Origin of the sequence: Spirillospora sp. CA-142024 (assembly GCF_050942325.1) — a bacterium.
Taxonomy (GTDB): Bacteria; Actinomycetota; Actinomycetes; order Streptosporangiales; family Streptosporangiaceae; genus Spirillospora.
Window position 1 is genome coordinate 2,290,860 of sequence record NZ_CP192077.1, and the last position, 16,784, is coordinate 2,307,643.

General features: G+C 71.2%; 15 protein-coding genes. 8 read left to right on the forward strand and 7 right to left on the reverse strand.

Going from position 1 to position 16,784, the window contains the following annotated elements:
* The first annotated feature begins 2 nt into the window (after nucleotides 1-2).
* On the forward strand, nucleotides 3-797 hold the full coding sequence (locus ACQPZP_RS11075; protein WP_433477542.1) for a hypothetical protein: 795 nt from the start codon (nucleotides 3-5) through the stop codon (nucleotides 795-797).
* Here ACQPZP_RS11075 and ACQPZP_RS11080 read toward each other — a convergent pair.
* Complete coding sequence (locus tag ACQPZP_RS11080) at nucleotides 696-1,745, reverse strand: phosphotransferase (protein ID WP_433477543.1); 1,050 nt, start codon at nucleotides 1,743-1,745, stop codon at nucleotides 696-698. The genes ACQPZP_RS11075 and ACQPZP_RS11080 overlap by 102 nt on opposite strands.
* Nucleotides 1,746-1,845: 100 nt before the next feature.
* Entirely contained in the window at nucleotides 1,846-4,626 is a 2,781-nt protein-coding gene (locus ACQPZP_RS11085; protein WP_433477544.1) for a tetratricopeptide repeat protein, read from the reverse strand.
* Between the two features lie 168 nt (nucleotides 4,627-4,794).
* Between ACQPZP_RS11085 and ACQPZP_RS11090 the strand changes: the two genes are divergently transcribed.
* Together ACQPZP_RS11090 and ACQPZP_RS11095 are read left to right on the forward strand one after the other, a co-directional pair.
* Nucleotides 4,795-6,045 (forward strand): D-arabinono-1,4-lactone oxidase, encoded by a 1,251-nt coding sequence (locus ACQPZP_RS11090; protein WP_433477545.1) that lies wholly within the window; start codon nucleotides 4,795-4,797, stop codon nucleotides 6,043-6,045.
* Nucleotides 6,046-6,235: 190 nt separating this feature from the next.
* Nucleotides 6,236-6,865 carry an HNH endonuclease family protein gene (locus ACQPZP_RS11095; protein WP_433477546.1) on the forward strand — a complete coding sequence of 210 codons (630 nt, stop codon included), beginning with the start codon at nucleotides 6,236-6,238 and terminating at the stop codon, nucleotides 6,863-6,865.
* Here the strand turns inward: ACQPZP_RS11095 and ACQPZP_RS11100 are convergent.
* Both ACQPZP_RS11100 and ACQPZP_RS11105 read right to left on the reverse strand, forming a co-directional pair.
* Nucleotides 6,840-8,099, reverse strand: coding sequence for a sensor histidine kinase (locus ACQPZP_RS11100; protein ID WP_433477547.1), 1,260 nt, complete (start codon nucleotides 8,097-8,099; stop codon nucleotides 6,840-6,842). The genes ACQPZP_RS11095 and ACQPZP_RS11100 overlap by 26 nt on opposite strands.
* Nucleotides 8,096-8,752 (reverse strand): response regulator transcription factor, encoded by a 657-nt coding sequence (locus ACQPZP_RS11105; RefSeq protein ID WP_433477548.1) that lies wholly within the window; start codon nucleotides 8,750-8,752, stop codon nucleotides 8,096-8,098. Before ACQPZP_RS11105 ends, ACQPZP_RS11100 begins: the two co-directional genes overlap by 4 nt.
* 154 nt (nucleotides 8,753-8,906) lie before the next feature.
* Between ACQPZP_RS11105 and ACQPZP_RS11110 the strand changes: the two genes are divergently transcribed.
* The 5 genes from ACQPZP_RS11110 to ACQPZP_RS11130 all read left to right on the forward strand — a co-directional run bounded on the left by ACQPZP_RS11110 (nucleotide 8,907) and on the right by ACQPZP_RS11130 (nucleotide 13,160).
* Nucleotides 8,907-9,416 (forward strand): hypothetical protein, encoded by a 510-nt coding sequence (locus ACQPZP_RS11110; RefSeq protein ID WP_433477549.1) that lies wholly within the window; start codon nucleotides 8,907-8,909, stop codon nucleotides 9,414-9,416.
* Nucleotides 9,416-10,540 carry a peptidoglycan-binding protein gene (locus tag ACQPZP_RS11115; RefSeq protein ID WP_433477550.1) on the forward strand — a complete coding sequence of 375 codons (1,125 nt, stop codon included), beginning with the start codon at nucleotides 9,416-9,418 and terminating at the stop codon, nucleotides 10,538-10,540. The genes ACQPZP_RS11110 and ACQPZP_RS11115 overlap by 1 nt, the downstream gene beginning before the upstream one ends.
* Nucleotides 10,537-11,217 carry an ABC transporter ATP-binding protein gene (locus ACQPZP_RS11120; protein ID WP_433477551.1) on the forward strand — a complete coding sequence of 227 codons (681 nt, stop codon included), beginning with the start codon at nucleotides 10,537-10,539 and terminating at the stop codon, nucleotides 11,215-11,217. Before ACQPZP_RS11115 ends, ACQPZP_RS11120 begins: the two co-directional genes overlap by 4 nt.
* A complete protein-coding gene (locus ACQPZP_RS11125; RefSeq protein ID WP_433477552.1) occupies nucleotides 11,214-12,419 on the forward strand; it encodes an ABC transporter permease in 1,206 nt (401 codons plus the stop codon). The genes ACQPZP_RS11120 and ACQPZP_RS11125 overlap by 4 nt, the downstream gene beginning before the upstream one ends.
* A gap of 618 nt (nucleotides 12,420-13,037) precedes the next feature.
* Nucleotides 13,038-13,160 carry a hypothetical protein gene (locus ACQPZP_RS11130; protein WP_433477553.1) on the forward strand — a complete coding sequence of 41 codons (123 nt, stop codon included), beginning with the start codon at nucleotides 13,038-13,040 and terminating at the stop codon, nucleotides 13,158-13,160.
* Here the strand turns inward: ACQPZP_RS11130 and ACQPZP_RS11135 are convergent, their stop codons facing one another.
* The 3 genes from ACQPZP_RS11135 to ACQPZP_RS11145 are packed head-to-tail and all read right to left on the reverse strand — an operon-like array spanning nucleotide 13,161 to nucleotide 16,659.
* Nucleotides 13,161-14,954, reverse strand: a complete 1,794-nt coding sequence (locus ACQPZP_RS11135) for a choline/carnitine O-acyltransferase (protein WP_433477554.1) — start codon at nucleotides 14,952-14,954, stop codon at nucleotides 13,161-13,163. It lies immediately after the preceding gene.
* A 21-nt stretch (nucleotides 14,955-14,975) separates the two neighbouring features.
* Nucleotides 14,976-15,785 carry a class I SAM-dependent methyltransferase gene (locus ACQPZP_RS11140; protein WP_433477555.1) on the reverse strand — a complete coding sequence of 270 codons (810 nt, stop codon included), beginning with the start codon at nucleotides 15,783-15,785 and terminating at the stop codon, nucleotides 14,976-14,978.
* Nucleotides 15,786-15,795: 10 nt separating this feature from the next.
* Nucleotides 15,796-16,659, reverse strand: coding sequence for a HalD/BesD family halogenase (locus tag ACQPZP_RS11145; protein ID WP_433477556.1), 864 nt, complete (start codon nucleotides 16,657-16,659; stop codon nucleotides 15,796-15,798).
* Nucleotides 16,660-16,784: the final 125 nt, after the last annotated feature.

The following is a 16,784-nucleotide window of genomic DNA, read 5'->3' on the forward strand; positions in this document are numbered from 1 at the left end:
GTGTGTCCCATGACATGGACGGCGGGCCCGCCGGGGCGTTCACTCGTACCGTGGACGCGCCGCTCGACCGCGCCCCCGCGGGCGCCCTCGCGACCTGGTCGGGGCTGAACTGCTCCGTCCTCTTCTGCGACGTCGCCGGGTTCGGCGACCCCTCCCGCGATGACGACGACCGCAGGGTCGTCCGCGACGTCACCTATGGTGTCCTGCTGTCCGCGCTGGACGCCTCGGGCGTCGCGTCCGCGGACTTCTACCGCGAGGACCGCGGCGACGGAGCCCTGGTCGTCGTCTCGCCCGCCGTCCCCACCGCGTCCCTCGTGGACCCGCTCGCCGGCCACCTGGCCGCGGCGCTCCGCGGGCACAACCACCGCGCGAGCCACTCCGTCCGCGTCCAGCTCCGCGTCGCCCTGCACGTCGGCCCGGTCATCCCGGACGCCGAGGGCCTGGGCGGCCAGGTCATCATCCAGACCGCCCGCCTGCTGGAGGCCCCCGTCCTGAAGGCGGCGCTCGCCGCCTCGGGCGCCGACCTGGGCTTCATCGTCTCAACGTTCGTCTACGACGCCTTCGTCGCGCACCTGCACGGCCCGATCGACCCGCGAGCCTTCGAACGCGTCTCGGTAACGGTCAAGGAGACCACCACCGACGCCTGGATGTACCTGGCCGGCGCAGGCGACCGTCCCGCCGCCCCCGCGCCACGCTCACCCGACGGTGACGGCCCCAACGGTGCCACCATCTTCAGCGGTGACGTTCAAGTCCGGGGCGACCTGGTCCTCGGCGACAAAATCATTCACGAACGCTAGGCCGCCGTCCCCCCACCGTTCCTCGACTCTGGGCAAAAGCCGGGCCCACTTGTCCGGCGAACGCGAAACGGCGAGATTCCGGATGGCCGTGAAGCGGAACAGCCATGCCAGTGCGTCCGCCGAGAGCCCGGTTCCGGACTCGGCCCGATAGGCGTCAAGGAAAACGTCCGTCAGATCCCAGCGCGGAGCGCCCGGCCGCTGGTTGGCCAGATGAAGGCCCGCCAAGGTCACGTCGTACCACTGGACGTCCCAGTGCGCCCGGTCCCAATCGACGATCTCCACGACCTCGCCGTCCCGCACCAGGATGTTCTCGGTCCGCAGATCGTGGTGCGTGAGCCCCTCGGGTCCGAGATCCAGGCTCCGCCGCTCGGCCCGCAGCCGGCCGAGCCCGGCACTGACCATGTCGATGTGTCTGGGAATGCGGTCTCGTGTCCGCATATCGGTGACCACGGCGTCGCTCTGCCCGAGGACGTCCAGGAGCGGCCAGTCGTAAACCCGCAGGTTGTGCGCGGGAGTGCGCAGAACGTCGGCATCCATGGTGCTCGATGTCCGATGGACGGTCGCCAGCTTCCGGGCGGCGTCCCTGACCAGTGATAAAGAGAGCCAGTCGGGGCTCTGATCGTGTTCGGTATAGGAGCGGACGAACCAGCGATTGCCCAGCCCCGTCACCCAGTCACGGCCACCCCGGCGAGGGCGGACCGGCGGCCGCACCACCGATTGCGGGTCGCCGTCTCCCAGGGCGCGCAGGATGGCGAACTGGCGGTGGAATGGAACGCGCCCACGTTCCTTGCGCACCTTTGACGCCACATACATCTGGTCGCCATTCCGATACGTATAGTGCAGGCTGTAGTGCCGGCGTGGAGGACCGTCGAACTCAGGGCTCCGGTGGCCGTAATGCCATCTGAGAATCCCACGACAAGTGAGAAAACGGTCATTCGGATCGAGCAAGGCACGTCCCAGGTGATCGCGTCCGTGCCTCGCTTAGGCCCGGACGGCAATTTCACCACACCGGCACCATTGATTGTGCAGAACCCAAATATCCCCACGGCTAAGAGTTCCCAAGAAGCTTCTCAACCTCGTGGGTGATCGTCTTGGCCTCGGTGCGGGCGGCCGCGGCCTCGTCCGGCGCGTCGACCGCGTCGCAGATCCGGGCCAGCAGCGTGAGCGCTTTGATCTCCTCGTGCCGCACGCCGATCTGCGCGGCGAGGTCCCTCGCGCGCCGGGCCTGGACCATCGCCTCGGCCGGCCGGTCCAGGCGCAGGAGGATCTCGCCCAGATTGCGCAGCGTGACGACCTTCCCGAAGCGGTGACCTACATCGTCCTCCAGGCTCAGGCCGCGATCGGCCGTCCGCAGCGCCTTCTCGGCCAGGCCCATCTGGAGGTACACCTTGCTGAGCAGGTCGAGGGACCCGGCGCTGCCGCGCTTGTCACCGATCATGTAGCAGAGCCGGAGCGAACGCTTCGCCGCGCGACGCGCCCCGTCGAGCCGGCCGGTGTTGAGTTCGATGAGCCCGAGGGCGTTCAGGACGTTGGCCTCGCCGTGCCGGTCCCCGATCGAGTGGCGGATGGTGAGCGAGCGATCCGCGTCCTCGCGTGCGCGTTCGTACATGCCCATGCGGCGGAAGCAGCGGCTCAGGCTGTCGAGCGCCTCCGCCTCGCCGTGCCGGTCCCGGAGCTCCTGGAGGATGTCGAGCGCCTCCAGCCCGGCCTCCACGGCCTCCTCGTGCCAGCCGAGCCGGCGCCTGATCGTGGAGAGGTACACGAGGGCCTGGCCCTCGCCCTGGCGGTCGGTGATCTTGCGGCGGATGCTGAGCGCCTCCTCCGCGTGCGCGCGGGCCTGGAGGTGGCGGCCGATCCGCATGTTGAGGTAGCCGAGGAACGCGAGGGTCTCGCCTTCGCCGTGCCGGTCCCCGATCTCTCTGCGGATCTTGAGGGCGCGTTCGGCGGACGCGAGCGACTCGCTGATCCGTCCCGGTCCGTAGTAGATCCTGGCCAGGTTGTCGAGCGTCTCGGCCTCGCCCCGCAGGTCCCCGATCTCCTTGCGGATCTCCAGGGCCTCCGTGGCGCACCCGTAGGCCTCGTCGTACTCGCTGAGCCCCTGGTAGCCCCGGGCCAGGGTGTCGAGCGTGGTCGCCTCGGCATGCCGGTCGCTGATCTCCCGGCGGATGTCCAGTGCCTGCCTGCCGAGTTCCAAGGCCATCCTGTAGTCGCTGAGCTGGAGGTGCGTCCGCGCCATGTTGTCCAGAACGGCCGACTCGCCGTAGCGGTCCTCGGTCTCGATGGTGAGCCGCAGCGATGACGCGGCCTCCAGGAGCGCCTCCCGAGTCTGGCCGAGCTCTCGATAGATGACCGCGATGTGGTGGTGCATGAAGAAGCGGGCGAGCGGGTTGGCTCCCCGTTGGGCGGCCTCCAGGCCGAGACGGTGGACCTCCAGGTTCTCGTGGCAGTACCGGCGCAGCTCGAAGAAGTCGTAGACGGCGTCGGCCAGTTCCCAGGTCAGCTGGTTCCATTCGAGGCGGGCGACCTGCCGGATGAGCTCGGTCAGGTTCTGCTGTTCGGCGGCGAACCATTCGAGGTGGCGGGCCCGTTCGGCAGGGTCGGGGTCCACCGGCGGCGCGGTCAGCTCCTGGCGGATCGTCCGGCGGTACCTGTCGAGGAACCGCCCGGCCTGCTGGGCGGTGGTGAGGTAGCACATCGCGAGCCGCTGTATCGCCGCCGTCCGGACGAGGGAGGAGTCCTCCTTGAACGCCCTGCTGTGCGCGTACTCGCGAAGGAGGTCGTGAAGGTGGTAGCGGCCGCGCTCGATCTCCTGGACGAGCCCGGCGGTCTCCAGCCGGTCGAGCAGCCGCTGGGCGGCCTCCGGTGTGGTGCCCAGCAGCGCCCCCACCGCCTGGGGTGCGACGTTCGGCCCCTCCACCAGCCCGAGGAGCCGGAAGGCGCGCTGCAACTCCCGGGCAAGGCTCCGGTAGGACAGGTCGAAGGCGGCGCCGACGGCCTCGCCGGGGTCCTCGCCCAGGGCCAGCTTCGACAGCCGGTCGCCTTCGGCCAGGGCGTGCACGGTGTCGGCCACCGACTGCTGGGGGCGGGTGGCGAGGTTCGCGGCGGCCACGCGGAGCGCCAGCGGAAGCCGTGCGCACATCTGGACGAGTTCCGCGGTGGCGTCCGGCTCCTCCAGGGTCCGCTCGTGCCCGGCGACCTCGCCGACCAGTTCGAACGCCTCCTCTTCCGACAGAAGGTCCAGTGCCGTCGCCCGGGCACCGCTTCTCGCCACGAGGGCGGTGAGTTTCCGCCGGGCGGTCACCACGACGACGCATGACGACGTGCCGGGCAGCAGCGGGTGGACCTGCTGCGCGTTCGCGGCGTCGTCCAAGACGATCAGCACGCGCTTGTCGGCCAGCCGCGAACGGTAGAGCGCGGCGAGTTCGTCCTCGTCGACCGGCAGCCGGCTGGACGGCACCCGCAGCGTCCGCAGCGCCTGGCCGAGCGCCTCGCGCGGTGGGAGCGCGCCCCGTCTGGAGTGGCCGCGCAGATCGATGAAGAGCTGCCCGTCGGGGAAGTGGTCGGAGACCAGGTGCGCCCAGTGCACCGCCAGCGCCGTCTTGCCGATGCCGGGCATGCCGGTGAGCGCGATGATCACCGGGGCCGGGCCGGCCGTGTGCACGAGCGCGTTGAGCTGGGCGAGGACCGCCTGCCGCCCGGCGAATCCGGGAACGTCGAGGGGAAGCTGCCGAGGGGGTTCCTCCACGTCGGGCGCCGCGGCCATGTGGACGTGCTTGTCGCCCGAGACCAGGTCGCCTCCGGCTCTCGCCCCGCCGAGATAGGTCGTCATGCCGGGCCCTCCGCGGTTAGATCGACCTGAGCTCACCGTAACCTGGGACGATCTGCTAGCACTGCGGACAAATGCACACACGGGCCGAGCGGGGAAGTACGGTGCCGGTGTGGATCACCGTGAGGCCGTGGCGTGTCGCCCGGCCGGGCCGGCCGGGAGGCGGAGCCGATGACACGTGAGCGCCTCGGCAACTGGGCCGGGAACGTCGTGTACGGGGCCGCGCGGACGTATCGGCCGGAGTCCGTGGACGAACTGCGCCGTGTCGTCGCGCGGAGCAAGCAGGTGCGGGCGCTGGGGAGCGGGCACTCGTTCAGCCGCGTCGCCGACACCACCGGGGATCTCGTCCTGCTCGACGGGCTGCCGCCCATGGTCGAGATCGACACGGCGCGGTCGAGCGTGACCGTCGGGGCCGGGATGCGGTACGCGGACGTCGCCGCCGAGCTGCACCGGAACGGGTTCGCGCTGGCGAACATGGCGTCGCTGCCGCACATCTCGGTCGCCGGGTCGTGCGCCACCGGCACGCACGGGTCCGGCGACGGCCTCCGCTGCCTGGCCGCGTCCGTGACCGCGCTGGAACTCGCCGGCCCTGAGGGCGACCTCTTCGAGCTCCGCCGCGACACCGACGACGCCTTTCCGGGCGCGGTCGTCTCGCTCGGCGCGCTGGGGGTCGTCACCCGGCTGACGCTCGACGTCGAGCCCGCGTTCGAAATGGAGCAGAGGGTCCGGCTGGAGGTGCCGCTCGACGACCTGGCGGCGCGGTTCGACGAGGTCTTCGGCGCCGCCTACAGCGTCAGCGCGTTCACCGACTGGCGCAGCGGCGAGGCCAGGGTGTGGCTCAAGCGCCGCACCGGCCGTCCCGAGCCGGCCTGGGCCGGCGGGCGCGAGGCCCCCGGGCCGGAGCATCCGGTGCCCGGCATGGCGCCGGCGTCCTGCACCGTCCAGCTGGGGATTCCCGGCCCGTGGCACGAGCGCCTTCCGCATTTCCGCCCGCAGATGACCCCGAGTGCGGGCGACGAGCTCCAGTCCGAGTGGTTCCTGCCCCGGGACGCGGCGCCGGCGGCCCTCGCCGCGGTCCGCGCGATCGCCGGGCGGGTCGCGCCGGTTCTGCACATCTCCGAGATCCGCACCGTCCGCGGCGACGATCTCTGGCTGAGCCCGGCGTACGGCCGGGACACGGTGACCCTCCATTTCACGTGGCGCAACGACCCCGGCGGGGTGCTGCCCGTGGTCGCGGAGCTGGAGAAGAGGCTCGTGCCGCTGGGTGCCCGGCCGCACTGGGGCAAGATCGCCACCATGCCCGCCGCGGAGATCATCGCCCGCTACGAGCGGGCCGGCGATTTTGCTCGACTGGCGAGCAAAATCGATCCGGCGGGGAAGTTCCGGAACGCGTTCCTGGCCGCGCTGTTCCCGCTCGAGTGAGGGTCGCCGCAGGTCAGGAAAAGGGCCGTGGGGGCGTACGGCAGCTTCCGACCAATGCCCGGGCCACGGCTGGGGAATTGTGACATTTATTGGCATTTGCCGTAAATGACACTGTCGCAGTGCCGCCGTTCCCGCCCCCTCAGGGCGCCCCCGGCCCTGGCCGGGAACGGCCGCAGAAGGGCTCCCCCCGATGCGACGTCTGCTCCTGTTCTCGCTTCCGGCCCTCCTCGGCGCGGCACTGATCGGCGTCCTGGAGACGCCGGCGTCCGCCACCCCGCCCAACATCCCGTCCGCCGCCACGGCCACGTCCCGGCTCTCCACCCTCACGGTCGCCGCCGAATCGCACCAGAGCACCTACGACCGCGACCTGTTCCCGCACTGGATCACGATCTCCGGGTCGTGCAACACGCGCGAGACCGTCCTGAAGCGGGACGGGACCAACGTCGTCACCGACTCGTCCTGCGCCGCGACGTCCGGGTCCTGGTACTCGCCCTACGACGGCGCCACCTGGACGGCCGCGTCCGATCTGGACATCGACCACATGGTGCCGCTCGCCGAGGCGTGGGCGTCCGGCGCCTGGGCCTGGACCACGGACCGCCGCCGCACCTACGCCAACGACCTCGGCGGGCCCGAGCTGTGGGCCGTCACCGACAACGTCAACCAGGCGAAGAGCGACAAGGACCCCGCCGAGTGGCAGCCGTCCGTGAGCTCCTTCCGCTGCACCTACGCCCGCGCCTGGATCCAGGTGAAGTGGTACTACGGGCTCACCGTCGACAGCGCCGAGAAGAGCGCCCTCACCACGATGCTCGGGACCTGCTGAGCTCCCCGGCGTCCGCCCTCCCCGCCTGGGCCGCGGGGAGGGTGACGGTGATGTGGAGGCCGCCGGTCTTGCGGGGTTCGGCGGTCACGGTGCCTTCGTGGGCGCGGACGATGGACTGGACGATCGAGAGGCCCAGGCCCGCGCCCTTGGCGGTGACGATGCGGTCGTTGTCCAGCCGCCGGAACGGTTCGAACAGGGCCGGGATCTCGTAGGGCGGGACGGCCGGGCCCGAGTTGGCCACCTCCAGGACGGCGTGGTCGTCCTCCGTGCGGCAGGACAGGCTGACCCAGCCGGATTCGGTGTTGTGTCGCACGCCGTTCTCCAGGAGGTTCTGCACCACGCGTTCGAGAAGGAGGGCGTCGCCCATCGTCATGGCCTCGGCGGTGGCCGTCTCGACGGTGACGCCGGCGTCCTTGGCCTCGACGGCGGTCTGGGACGCGACGTGCCCGACGACGTCCGCGAGATCGACGGGGGCCCGCGCGGTGATCTCGTTCTCCGAGCGGGCCAGCAGCAACAGGCCGGTGATGAGGCGCTCGTGGCGCGAGTTGATCTGCAGGAGGGTCTCGCCGAGCTGCCGGACGTCCGGGGACGCCGACTCGCGGTGCATCGCGACCTCGACCAGGGCACGGCCCAGGGTGAGCGGGGTGCGGAGCTCGTGGGAGGCGTTGGCGACGAAGCGGCGCTGCCCGTCGAAGGAGCGGTCGAGGCGCTCGACCATCGAGTCGAAGGTGTCGGCGAGCTCCTTGACCTCGTCGCGGGGCCCGCGCAGGGCGATGCGCTCGTGCAGGCCGCGGTCCGCGGCGGGGGAGCCGGCGATGCGGCGGGCCGTCTCGGTGACGCGGTGCAGCGGGGTCAGGACCCGGCCGGCGATGAGCCAGCCGAAGCCCGCGGCTGCGCCGCCGACGACCAGCAGTGCGATGGAGCCCTGGGTGACGAGGGACGTGACGGCGGCGTCGTGCAGCTCCTCGCGCTGCTTCTTCATCCAGTGCTCGGAGTCCGCCAGCAGCCTGGCCTCCGCGGCGGACTGGGCGTCCTTCGGGGCGGCCTGGACGTTCTGCGGGGCACCGGTGGACCCCGGCCCGGGGTTCAGCCGGGTCGCAAGGACCTTGGTGGTGCCCGTCCGGGAGAGCTGCTGGTTGAACAGGGCGTAGGTGACGCCGAGGAGGACCAGGCCGGCGACGAGGAACACGCCGGCGTAGGTGAAGGTCAGCCTGGCGCGGAGCGACAGCCTCATGGGATCCGGTACCCCGCTCCCTTGACGGTCTCGACGACGGGCGGGTCGGCGAGCTTGCGGCGCAGCTTGAGGACGGTGAGGCGGACGGCCCCGGTGAACGGGTCGGCGTGCTCGTCCCACGCCTTCTCCAGAAGCTGCTCGGCGGACACGACGGCGCCGTCGGCGCGAAGCAGTTCGGTGAGGACGGCGAACTCCTTCTTCGCCAGGGGCACGTACCGCCCGTCCCGGAAGACCTCGCGGCGCGCCGGGTCGAGCGTGATGCCCGCGCGGTGCAGGGTGGGCGGCGCGGCGGGACGGGACCGGCGGCCGAGCGCGAGGACGCGGGCGGCCAGCTCGGGGAACGCGAACGGCTTGGTGAGGTAGTCGTCGGCGCCGAGGCCGAGACCGTCGACGCGGTCGGTGACCTCCGCCGCGGCGGTGAGCATCAGGATCCGCGCCGTCGTCCCGTCCTGCACGATCTCCCGGCACACCTCGTCGCCGTGGACGAGCGGCAGGTCGCGGTCCAAGACGACCACGTCGTAGTCGTTAACGCAGACGCGCTCCAGGGCCGCGGCCCCGTCGTAGGCGAGGTCGACCGCGTGCGCCTCGTCCCGCAGCCACTCGGCGATCGCGTCGGCGAGCAGCCGTTCGTCCTCCACCACCAGCACTCTCATGAAGCCTCCTCCGATTGCCGATGGTGCCGGGCTCGGTGTTTCGTTTCCGTAAGGGGCAGCCCGCCCGGAAGGGAAACACAGGGGAAACGCTTCGCCCGGTTGCATCGCTCCTCGTACGGCCGGAACGGCTCCGGCCGGCGACGAGGAGGAAGACATGCGACTGCAGATTCTGGCGGCGCTGCCGCTCGCGCTGACACTGGCGCTGACCGGCTGCGGGTCGGACGACAAGGGCGACGGCGGGGTGGCCTCGGTGGGCGGCGCGAAGAACGGCGGCGCGAGCGGCGGCCCGAAGCTGAGCCAGGACGAGATGGGCGTCAAGTTCGCCCAGTGCATGCGCGAGCACGGCGTCGACATGGAGGACCCGAAGCCGGGCGGGGGCATCCAGATCAGGACCAAGGGCAAGAAGGAGGACATCGACAAGGCCATGGAGGCGTGCCGGCAGTACAACCCCATGGCCAACCGCACCGGCGCGCCCGACCCGAAGCAGCAGGAGCGGTCCCGCGAGTTCGCCAAGTGCATGCGCCAGAACGGCGTGGAGAAGTTCCCGGACCCGGACCCGAACCAGCCGGGCATCCGGATCGACAGGAACACCGTCGGCAACGACCCCGACCTGGAGAAGGCGCAGGAGGCGTGCCAGAAGGTCCTTCAGGGCGGCGGGAAGTGATGGGGGAGACCACCACGGAACGTGCGCCGGCGAAGGAGGAGGGACGCCGGGCGCGCCGCCGCCGGCCGCGCTTCAAGATCGCCCTGGCCGTCGCCGCGATCGTCGCGGTCGGCGGCGTCGCGGCCGTGGCGGCGCTCGGCCGCGGCGGCGGCGACGGCGGCGGCCGGGCGACGGGCCTGCCGCCGAGCACGACGAAGGTGGCGAAGCAGACGCTCAGCGACGCCCAGACCGAGGACGGGCAGCTCGGCTACGGCCCGACGCTGACCGCGACCAACCAGACGAAGGGCACGATCACCAAGCTTCCCGAGAGCGGGGACGTGATCACCCGGGGTCACGCGCTGTACGAGGTGGACGGCGACCCGGTCGTGCTGATGTACGGGTCCAAGCCGTCCTACCGGCCGCTGCAGGTCGGGACCGAGGGGTCCGACGTGGAGCGGTTCGAGAAGAACCTCGGCGCGCTCGGCTACGACGGCTTCACCGTGGACGACGAGTACACGTCCGACACCGCCGAGGCCGTCCGGGAATGGCAGGACGACATCGGCGTGGCCGAGACCGGCATCGTGGACGTCGGACGGGTCGCCTACGCGAACGGCCCCGTCCGGATCGAGTCGGTCGCGGCGAATCCGGGGGAGCCGGCCGCACCCGGCAAGAAGATGCTCGAATACACGGGGACGACGCAGGCCGTCACCGTCGAGCTGGACACCGCCGACCAGCGGCTGGCGAAGAAGGGCGCCCGCGTCGAGGTGACGCTGCCCCAGAACAAGACGATCACGGCCGAGATCGACGAGGTCACGACCGTGATCGAGCCCGCCGAGCAGGGCGCGGATCCGACGACGAAGGTGGAGGTCACCATCTGGCTCGACTCCGCCAAGGCGAAGAAGGCGGCCGCCGCCTACGCCCTCGCCTCGGTGGACGTCGAGTTCACCGCGGGCGAGCGGAAGGACGTCCTGACGGTGCCGGTCTCCGCGCTGGTCGCGCTGCGCGAGGGCGGCTTCGGCGTGGAGGTCGTCAAGGGCGCCACATCGTCCTACGTCCCGGTGGAGACGGGAATGTTCGCGGACGGCAAGGTCGAGATCACCGGCGCGGGGATCGCCGAGGGCACGCTCGTGGGGGTGCCGAAATGATCACACTGCGGGACGTGACGAAGTCGTATCCCGGCGGCGTGCACGCGCTCGCCGGGGTGTCGCTGCACGTCGACGCGGGCGAGCTGGTCGCGATCGTCGGCCCGTCCGGCTCGGGGAAGACGACCATGCTGAACATGCTGGGCACCCTGGACCGTCCGACCTCGGGCGACATCAGCATCGACGGCCACGACGTGGGACGGCTGCCGGACGCGAAGCTGTCGGCGCTCCGCGCGAGCCGCATCGGGTTCGTCTTCCAGCACTTCCACCTGGCCGCCGGGACCCGGGCGATCGACAACGTCGCGGACGGCCTGCTGTACTCCGGGCTGCGCCCGGCGGCGCGGCGGCGGCTGGCCGCGGTGGCGCTGGAGCGGGTCGGGCTCGGCCACCGGCTGGACCACGAGCCGCACGAGCTGTCCGGCGGGGAGCGGCAGCGGGTCGCGATCGCGCGGGCGGTCGCCGGGGAGCCCGCCCTGCTCCTCGCGGACGAGCCGACCGGCGCCCTCGACTCGGCGTCCGGGGACGGGGTGATGGCGCTGCTCCGCGAGCTGAACACGGCCGGCACCACCGTCGTGATCATCACGCACGACCGGGAGATCGCGGCGGGCCTGCCCCGCCGGGTCCGGATGCGCGACGGCCTCGTGGTGGACGACTCACGCCTCACCGGGGCGGCGCGATGACGGCCGGCACGCTGCAGCCGGCCCGGCTGTGGCCGGGCGACGTGGTCAAGGTCGGCGCCGTCGGCCTGCGGACCCGGCCGATGCGGGCGTTCCTGTCCGCGCTCGGCATCGCGATCGGGATCGCCGCGATGGTCGCGGTCGTCGGGGTCTCCTCCTCGTCCCGCGCCGACCTCGACCGCGCCCTGGCCTCGCTCGGCACCAACCTGCTGACCGTCTCGCCCGGCAGCACCCTGACGGGCGAGGCGGCGCAGCTGCCGTACGAATCCGAGGCCATGGTGTCGCGGATCGCCCCGGTCCGGCAGGTGTCGTCGATCGGCCTGCTGAACGAAGCGAAGGTCTACCGGACGGGCAAGATCCCCGAGACCGAGACCAACGGGATCGCGACGTACGCCGCCCGCACCGACCTGCGGTCCGCGACGGGCGCCGAGCTCGGCAACGGCGTCTGGCTGAACGCCGCGACCGGCAGCTTCCCCGCGACCGTCCTCGGCTCGACCGCCGCGCAGCGCCTCGGGATCGGGCACGCGGCGCCGGACGTCCAGGTGCTCATCGGCGGACGCTGGTTCACCGTGATCGGCATCCTGAAACCGGCGGCGCTGGCCCCCGAGCTGGACACCGCCGCGCTGGTCGGCTGGCCCGCCGCGCAGGCCCGGCTGGGCTTCGACGGGCATCCGACCACCATCTACACCCGGTCGCAGGACGCGAGCGTCGAGGACGTCCGGGACGTGCTGGGCGCGACCGTGAACCCGGAGGCGCCGAACGAGGTGCAGGTGTCCCGCCCGTCGGACGCGCTGGCGGCGAAGAAGGCCGCGGGCGAGGCGTTCACCGGGCTGCTGCTCGGCCTCGGCGCGGTCGCGCTGCTGGTCGGCGGCGTGGGGGTCGCCAACACGATGGTCATCTCGGTGCTGGAGCGCCGGTCGGAGATCGGGCTGCGCCGTTCCCTCGGCGCGACCCGCGGCCAGATCCGCACCCAGTTCCTCTCCGAGTCGCTGCTGCTCTCGGCGCTCGGCGGGGTCGGCGGCGCGGTGATCGGCATGATCGTGACCTCGATCTACGCCCTCTACCAGGGGTGGCCCGTCGTCATCCCGGCCTGGGCGGTCCTCGGGGGCGTCGCCGCGACCCTGCTCATCGGCGCGGTCGCCGGACTGTACCCGGCGATCAGGGCGTCCCGCCTCAGCCCCACCGAGGCCCTGGCGACCACCTGACGCGGACCCGGCGGCTCCCGCGGCGGCCGGGTCCCGCGTTCGGCGGCCGCACGCGATCGGCGGTTCCGCATGGAACGGGCTGAGCCGGCGAAAAGGCACGTATGGGAAAAATGGCGACCGAGCCCGTCGCCATCGTGTTCACCTGGGACGTCAGGCCCGGCCGGGAACGCGGCTTCGAGGAGTGAGTGGAGCGACTCCACGAGGTCGCGACCCGGTACTCCGGACACGACGTGGCTGCGCGCCCGAGGGGGCGCGGGTCACCGGTACTACACCGTCTTGAACCCTCCCCTCCCTGAACGGAGGGATTCCGCCCGTTCACGAGTACTGCAGGGATTCCTGGCTCACGCTGCCCGGTTGCTCAGCGAACGATCGGGTCTTCCACGATCAACACCAGCCGGGTTGGAACCAGCCCGGTTTGGTACTGCAAGCTTGTTGTTGCGGTGCCAGCTTGGTTCTCGCTAAGCACGTCAGACACCTTACCAAGGGTCGCATCGGCGGTCTTAACCTTGGAGGCGAAACCCCGTTTCCCGCTTTTGCTCCGCAATGGTCCGATTTCTTTCCAGTGTGAAGACCGGGCATCCTCGGGGTTCTCGGCGCACTTCTCGGCTGAAGGCGCTGGTGTTCCCGGTCGTCGTGATCCCGCTGATCACCTTCTTCGTCATGCCGGCGCTGAGCCGGGCCTTCCGGCGCTGGCTGTACCCGATCGGGCGGGCGCAGCGGCCGGCGCGGCCCGGCCGCTGATCACCGCAGCAGCTCGCGCAGCTCGCGGACGGCCTCGCGGAGGCCGCCGGCGAACACCCGCATCGCGTCCGCGACCGCCCGCGGGGTGCTGAGGTAGACGTTGAAGCGGTCGGGCAGGAGGACGTAGGCGACGCCGATGCACTGCTCGCTGGTCGAACCGAAGCCGAAGTACTGGATGTTGACCGACGGCGCCGAGCTGGTGCTCAGGTAGTCGTCCCGCATGACCGTCCAGCCCGGCGTCTCGAACAGTGACGGCTGCTCGGTCACGCCGAGTTCGGCGCCGCGCCGCTTCTGGATCAGCTGCAGCTCCCACAGGTGCTGCTCCGGCGCCTGCCCGGCCTGGCACTCCTTCGCTCGGCGGACGTGGGCGTCGGCGGCGGCGCGGAACGCGTCCCGGCGAGGCGCGGGACCGGCCGCCGGATCGTCCATGATCTCGACGAAGCGGAGCACCTCGGGGGTGACGACGCGCATGGCCTCGGTGCGTCCGTGCTGGTACTGGCGGGTGGCGATCGACTCGTAGGTGGCGCCGGCGTGGCCCTTCGCGCGCTTGTGGGCGAGCTGGTAGGCCATCTGGACGAACGCGTCCGGCGACATCTTCAGCCGCTTGATCTCATCCGTGCCGAAGCCGTCGAACGACACCGTCGTCGTGGCCGTCGCGGCGCCGTAGGCGGCGAAGGACGACGCGGCGTCCTGGATGTCGCCCCGCACGGCGTCGTCCAGGACGAACTCGATCGGCTCGATGGCCGGGAGGCCCTGTGACCTGGCGCCCGACCGCTGCGACGCCTTCTCGGGGGGCGCGCTCAGCAGCGCGTCCACGAAGCTGAGGATCGTGGTGCCGTCCAGGCCGCAGTGCTCCACGTTGATGCCGGCGGTGCCGTCGCCGAACACGACGAACGACACGGCCTTGTCGAACCAGCGGTTCCCGCTGTCGCCGTGGAGCAGGTGGTCGCAGGCGTCGAGGGTGTTCTCGGGGACGAAGTCCTCCAGGCAGACGCAGAACAGCGCGGTCTCCACGTCGTCGAGCGCCTTCTCGTTGCCGAGGGCGAGGAGCGCCGCGCGGCTCGCCGCCCACTCGGCGCGGGCCCTGGTGGTGAGATGTCCGGCGGACGGCTCCGGCGCGGCCTCCGCCTTCATGATCGTGCCGAGACCCGTGCGCAGCTCGTCCAGCGTGTGCGGGCGCCCGCCCGGGCCCAGCACGTCCATCCGGATCATGTTGCCGCGGAAGAACACCACGATGTGGCGGGCGTCCGACGGGCCGGGCCACTCGTCCGTGTAGGGCACGCGGACGGTGTCCTGCCCGGTGCCGGGGATCCGCGTCGCCGAGAACAGGAACTTGTTCTGCACCATCGACAGCGGCCGGCCGCGCTGGACGACCGGTGGGACCTCCTCCCGGTCCAGCCGCAGCTTGTAGTCGAGCGCTCCGGCGATCAGCCCCGCCGCGCGCTCGACCTGCCCCTCGGGGGAGTCCTTGAACAGGAAGAAGAAGTTCGCGTTCAGCGCGATCCGGTCGCGGCGGCCCAGGTAACGGTACGGCCAGAACGTGTCCAGCCAGCTGTGCACGCCCTCGCTCGCGTCGTAGCGTTCGAGCGCCGCCTGCAACGTGCGGCCCGGCCCGTCCGGACGGACGAAGGCGGCCAGCGCGGACTCCGTCCGCTCCCGCTCGTCCTCGGTCAGCAGCGGCCCGCACCACTCCATGAACCGCTCGCAGGTCGCGTCGAGCGTGGGCAGCGGCACCCGCGGCAGGCGCTCCTCGTTGCCGAAGGTGCGGGACGAGAGTTCTTCACCGGCGTTCAAGTCGTTCCTCGCGTTCGATGGTCAGCCACGTGGGCGGGAGATGTAGAGCTGCGCGTAGAACCAGCCGCCGGTCTCCAGACCGCTCGGGTCGACGCCGGCGTCGGAGAGCCGGTCGAGGACGAGGGCCTGCTCCTCCCTGGTCGCGAACCGGCGCTGCCTGAACAGGCCGCCGCGCTGGACGGACTCGTACCCGGCGGCGTCGAGGGCCTCGGCGACGGGGTCGAACGGGAACATGCGCAGGACGAAGTGCGCCATCCACGGCCTGCGCTCCGGGTGCGCCCCGGCGACGCGGGAAATGGTGCGCTCGGTGACGTATCCGAGACAGCCCGTCGATATGACCAGGTCCGTTCCGGCGAGCTGCGCGCGCTGCTCCTCGGTCGGCTCGACGTTCTCCAGATCGGCGTGGACGGCGCCGTCGAGGAAGCCCGCTTCGAGTCCGTAGGAAAGGGCGTTCTCCGAGGCGTCCAGGCCCAGGAAACGCACCTGGTTCGTACGTGCACGGGAACGGACCAACTCCCGGTCTCGGGCCAGCAGCGTGGCGCGCGTGTGCCGGACGGCGTCGGGACCACCGTAGCGGTCGTACAGATCGCCCATGGTGAGGCCGTATTTCACCAGGGCCGCATTGATGCCATAGGAGCAGCCGATATCCAGAACGGTCGGGGCCGGAACCCCCTGGACCTCCCGGTATTCGGCGATGAGCCGCTGGAAGTGCGGTCTGGCCAGGTCCGGGATGTTGTAGTCGAGTTCCCGCAGCGTGCCGAAGTAGTCGCGCGGATCGGGGCGGGTGTAGATGTGGTCGAGTGAGATCTTCCCAGTCGCGTCGACGCGCAACAGCGGCCTCCTAGTCGAGCAGCCGGTCGACCCGGACGGCGCGGCCCTCCGCCGCCCGGTGTTCGGGCAGGACGCGGCCGAAGAGCTGCCTCGTGCGCGCGACGCTGCCGATGACCCCCGGGCGCTCGCTGTAGGCGAAGATCGCCGTGTGCCGCGCCGTGTCCCCCCGGACCGTGCCGACCCGGTGCAGCGAGTACCGTCCCTTGAAAAGCTGCAGGTCACCCGGCCGGAGGGTCAGCCGGCGGACGAGATCCCCGCCGCCGCCGGCCAGCACCCGCCGCACGTCGCCGAAGTTCTCCGCCTCCGCCGACCGGATGTTCGGGCAGTACTCGAAGACGCCCCCGTCCTCCGGCTCCTGCGTCAGCAGGCTGACCGTGAACTCGTTGGTGTCGAAATGCCAGGGATGCCCCAGCCCCGGGTTGACCACGTTGAGGCACAGCCCCGACAGCGGGTCGGCCAGCTCGTGCACCCGCGGCAGCCCGAAGCAGCTCGCCACGAAGCACTGGAAGAGCCCGCTCGCATAAAGCCGGTGGACGATGAAGTCCGCGGGGATGCGGTCGCGGGCGACGAACGCGTTGCCCCGCTCGACGGTGATGCGCCCCGGATGTCCCTCGGGCAATGGAGTGCGGACATCGATGTTGTAGGCGTTCACCGTTTCGACGTCGTAATGAGCATGCGGCGCGATCGCCCCGCATTCGGTGCGCAACGCGTCGAGCAATGCGGGGCGAATGAAGTCGGGCAGCACGCAGCATCCGGTTTTCGCCAGCTCGGCCCGGGTGCGGGAAACGACGGACTCCCATCCGGCGCCGTCCGGCGCGGCCAGCGGATAGCGCTCCGTGTCGACGACCTGGACGAGAGCCTCCGCTGCGCCCATGAAGATCCTTTCGCGTCGGCGAACCCCAAACGGGTTTTAGCACATTCCTCCGGCGAATTCATGACCGTGCTTTTCCGTCGCGGTTTGTCAGAAAACGATAAGCCCGGCCCGTGACCTGTGCCTTC